At 34.4% G+C, this 4,489-nt stretch carries 4 protein-coding genes; all 4 read right to left on the reverse strand.

All coding sequences use genetic code 11. The features are described from left to right. Window positions 1-134: 134 nt before the first annotated feature. Entirely contained in the window at window positions 135-1,025 is an 891-nt protein-coding gene (locus tag AB1422_11700) for a hypothetical protein (protein ID MEW6619979.1), read from the reverse strand. Window positions 1,026-1,104: 79 nt separating this feature from the next. Further along, complete coding sequence (locus AB1422_11705) at window positions 1,105-2,514, reverse strand: ATP-binding protein (GenBank protein MEW6619980.1); 1,410 nt, start codon at window positions 2,512-2,514, stop codon at window positions 1,105-1,107. 9 nt (window positions 2,515-2,523) lie between these two features. Beyond that, window positions 2,524-2,667 (reverse strand): hypothetical protein, encoded by a 144-nt coding sequence (locus AB1422_11710; protein MEW6619981.1) that lies wholly within the window; start codon window positions 2,665-2,667, stop codon window positions 2,524-2,526. A 380-nt stretch (window positions 2,668-3,047) separates the two neighbouring features. Further along, window positions 3,048-3,965, reverse strand: a complete 918-nt coding sequence (locus AB1422_11715) for an AccI family restriction endonuclease (protein ID MEW6619982.1) — start codon at window positions 3,963-3,965, stop codon at window positions 3,048-3,050. Window positions 3,966-4,489 lie beyond the last annotated feature (524 nt).

Here is a 4,489-nt window from a genome sequence, read left to right on the forward strand (position 1 = left end):
CAGATTACGCAGATTTCACAGATTTTTAATTCTCCTGAAAATAATTTTTTCACGCAAAGGACGCAAAGAAATCAACCGCAAAGAACGCAAAGATTAAAGGCAAAAGGAATCATAAAAAATTCACGAAACACCAGCTAATAAATCTCTGTCTTTTTATCCCCAAATTTGAGTAAAACATTAGGACTGGGATTTAACTTTTGAAATAGTCTTCTTCCAACTAACGCCCGACGTTCTTTATTTATCTTCACAAAAGGACTGTTACCCCAATCTCGAACGCAGAGAATAGAAAATTTCGCTTTCAATACTTTGCCCATCTCTGAAACCACCCCAAGAAAAAAATTTCTCCGGTAATAAAAAAAGTGAGCATTCAAATGCTTATGTTCTTCAGGTCTGTCCTCAGGATAAGGACGTGAAGTTAAACCTTCTGAAATCAGGTAACTCATATCCACATATAAACTTTCACCACATCCTGTATCAAAATCTGCAGTAATAGTGATAGATTTTGACTTTGGTTCTAATGAGATTACTTGAATTTCTGCTGTAGGATAATTGTCATCTGGAGAAACTCTTGACCATGACGAAGAACTCTCTTCGATACTTAAGAATCTCTCTTTATCCTCAAAGATAAAAGGGAATTTTCCATTATGCTCTTCACAAATCTCTAATATCTTAGAGCGTTGAGGAAAATCATCTATATCTTCTGAAAATGTTGCTACCTTTCCATCAATTACCGCTATCCATGCCGCCTTTAATTTCCTAAACTTACTTTCAATCCACTCTTTATTATCTTTCCAAAGGTCAGATTGAAGTTTAAGTTTTTCTTTCTCATTAAGGGAAGAATACTCCTCCAATGTCAGGTTCTTGCCTACAAACCTGCTTTCTTCCTCATCTTCTTCACAAAGTCTATAAGGTATTCTTAATTCGCTACTTTCACAATATATAATATACTTCCAATGAGGTAGTTTCCCAAAGCAATAGGTTAGAATCTCTTGATCTGGAAAGTACTTTTCCTTAATTAACCTCATTAACCACCAGCTAGACATTGAATACTCCAAGATTTCCTTTCTTTTACGGTATGCTTTGGTTTTGTTGCCTTTCTCCATTTTACAAACCTCTATAGTGTGACATTTTGTAGCGATCCATTTCGTACCCTTCCAGTAGTATAGTAGAATTGGTTCGTCTTACATAAAATTGAGTTCCGTCGAGATAATACCATATCTTTCCCTTCGGCACCTGTATAAGACAAAGGTCAATATCTTCATATGTATATCTTCGCACTGTGACAATAGCCGAGGACTCTCTTCCAATATGTTCTCTGATAAGGTCAGTTAATTTACGAGAAAATGCATCCCAATCTTTAGAGCCATATTCCCGGTTAATCCCGGATACAATGCGATTCTTGACCTGTGGAAGTTTTGATAAGGGATTGTTGGACTTTTTCAAAACATCTCCATATCTTTCCTTCTCAAGGACACCTACAAGAATCATTCCTCCATTTGCATTCAAAAATCCTACAATAGACTTTAAAACTCCATTTATTGCAATCTCATTACTAAGTTCACCTTTGTAATTTTTATCCCGGCACCAGCGATCTATATCAAAACATAAAGAGCCCTTAGCCTCAAACTCTCCGTTTTCTTCTTTGTTAAGGTAGTCTGTAATTTCAAATTTTTTCCTAACCACCAAAGATAAAGACGATATGCCTTCCTTTTCTATGTAATAAGGAGAAGTAACATTAGTAACAAAATAGGTATAGGCTCTAATATAAAATTCCTCTACCCCAGTTTGGCTAATCTCCTGAATGAAATCGTTTAACTTAAGATATTCTGAAAAGGAAATTTTTCCCTTTACCAGGAGCCATGCAAATCCACTTCCCACATATATGGATGGTTCGGTAATCTCCCGGATGTTTTTTAAAAGGATTTTTAGTTTATCTATAATCCTCTGTGTAGTTGCAAATGTAGGCCACTCCCCAACCATAGGAGGTGGAATTACTACGAAAAACTTAATCCCCTCATCAGAAGACTTTTTGTCAAGTATCCTAAGGATATTTTGTTTTTCCAGTCCTTTCATGGTTACCTTTGGAAGTTTCCCCTTATCCAATTCTTCGATAATATCCTCTGACAAATTATCAATATCTTCAGGGGAAGGAGAATAATCACTTTGTTTTTTTTCAAAAGACCACCATTTCCAATGGATAGGATTTTCCTTTACCACAAATGGAATTGCTTTGGTGCAATATAAATATTTTAATTCATTTTCCAATTCTCTTGGAAAATTTAAAGGGGATATTTTTTGAGGGAGCCATATTCGCAAAAGTACATCATAGATGCCATAAATCTCATAGATACAATAAGAAGAAATCTGGTTTCCCTCTAAAAAGTCTCTGATTTTAGGAAAAATTTCGTCTCTTTTATACACAGGCAAAAACCCAAGCAGGATATATAGAAGATTTTCATTAAATTTTTTATGGATATCATAATGCCACAAATGCATAGGTTCTATTTTCCCCATATTTCCTCCTTATATTAGGGAAGACAAGATAGTAAAGAGATTATAATCTGGTTCACTCTTTATTCTATCTTCTTGAACGACTCTGAGAACCTCCTCTACGGTTGTTACTTCTCTTTCCACCTTTTGAAAACCATCTTCTTGCATAGTTTTCATTCCTAATTTAATAGCAAGTTCTTTTATTTAAGAAGGAGAATGTTAAAATGACAAATCCAACTACTATTGTTCCAACGATAGAGTTCAGCGGCGGCGGAGAGAATTGCTACTAAACTTTATAACGGAACTTCCCCCAGAAAACAAACAAAAATTCGAGCTAACCTATTGTTAATTAAGGAGATATGTTGAAAGTGATTTTGAGACTTTCGTGGCTACAATTGAACAGACAGGTTTATTTCTCATCCTTCATAAAAAATATTATCCCATAAATTGTAAGAATTGTCAAGTATTTTTTTAAAATATTAAAAATATTCGTAGGCACACTTTTAAAATATATTTTGGTCGTATCCTCTTGATACTCATAAACTTAAATCCGCTTTTTAGATGATTTTTAGGGGGAAGTTCTGCTTTATTGTAGTTTTTTCCTGATTTTTTACATCTCGCTCTATCGAGAAATTATTACCGTCATTATTATCGTTTGAGATTAATGTCAAAATATCCTTGAAAGATATTATATATGCTTTGTCAAAGAATACCTGTAGATAGAAATGTTTGACATTGTATTGCTGTATCCATCTGTTAACGAGAGCAATATCCTCCATTTTCGGTGTAATGCTTAAGTAATCCTGTTTATGTAATATCTTTATATTTTCTTTTATGTCCTTCAATAATGTTGTTAAATCTCTTAATTCTTTTGTTAATGACCAGGATGGACACCTACAGTCTAATTCTCTAAAAGTGTCATCCGTAGCATTTGATATAAGATTGTATATAATCTCGTTTTTGCGCCTTAATAGGTCACCAAGATTAGTGCCGATAATCGTATTTCTAATTTCGGTGCATTTTTGAATGACCTGCTGTTGTCTTTCTCGCATAAATGTAGCATATTTATTTGCTAAAAACGAGCTTGATCTAACCTCAAGTGCAACCACCGCTCGCCTTATGTGTTCATCATTTTCAACATCGATAGTTCTATCAGGAAAGTCATTGACTCTAAATATCAGTATATCTGGCCTTTTACCTATAGCATTGAGTTCACCCTGGTATTCTATGTAGAAATCTGCAGATCCATCATCACCAGCAGCTATAGATTTAGAACGGCCATATTCAACGGCAAAATAATCATTTGAGTATTCATTGATTGCCTTAAAGACAATTTTTTCTGCCCAGTTACCTTGCTCTTTGTTTGTAAGAAATTCAGAGCTTGCCATAGTTGGAGGGCCTCCGCTCATTTGTATTTTAGTATCAATTTCTAACGGAGATTGTTCAATTAAATTAAGAATGTCGTCTTTGTACATACATACTCCTTATTTTTTGATTCTGCCTAACGATAAAATAACCTGCTCTGTCAGGTTCATTGTTTTGTTAGCAATTCATTCCTTTGTCACTTTCTCTCCACACTACTTCTTCGATGCTTCTGCTCCACTCTACTTCTTCGCCACTTCCTCTCCGAACCACTTCTTCATTGCTCCTGTTCCAAAATATTTCTTCGCCATTTACGTTCCGAGTCTGTTTCTTCGCGGCGGGCTAACAAGTTATTATATAGTTTTCTGTATTTTAACACAATAGCCTCAAAAAGTTAAAACTTCTCTCTGCAATCCTCTTTTTTCCCTTCTTCCTAAGATTATATACCATAATCTTAATTTATGCAACTAATTTTTAATTTTTTTTGCAAAAGAGGGTGTTGAAAAAGTTCTCGCACCCAACAAGGGATTAAGACTAATAAGTAATTATTCCTTGACAATTTCTCATCTACTCTTACCTAAGAATTTTTTATTTTTTTTATTTTTTTACTTGACAAAATTGATAATTTGTGCTATAC

The sequence above is a fragment of the bacterium genome, from assembly GCA_040757115.1.
GTDB lineage: Bacteria > UBA9089 > CG2-30-40-21 > CG2-30-40-21 > SBAY01 > JBFLXS01.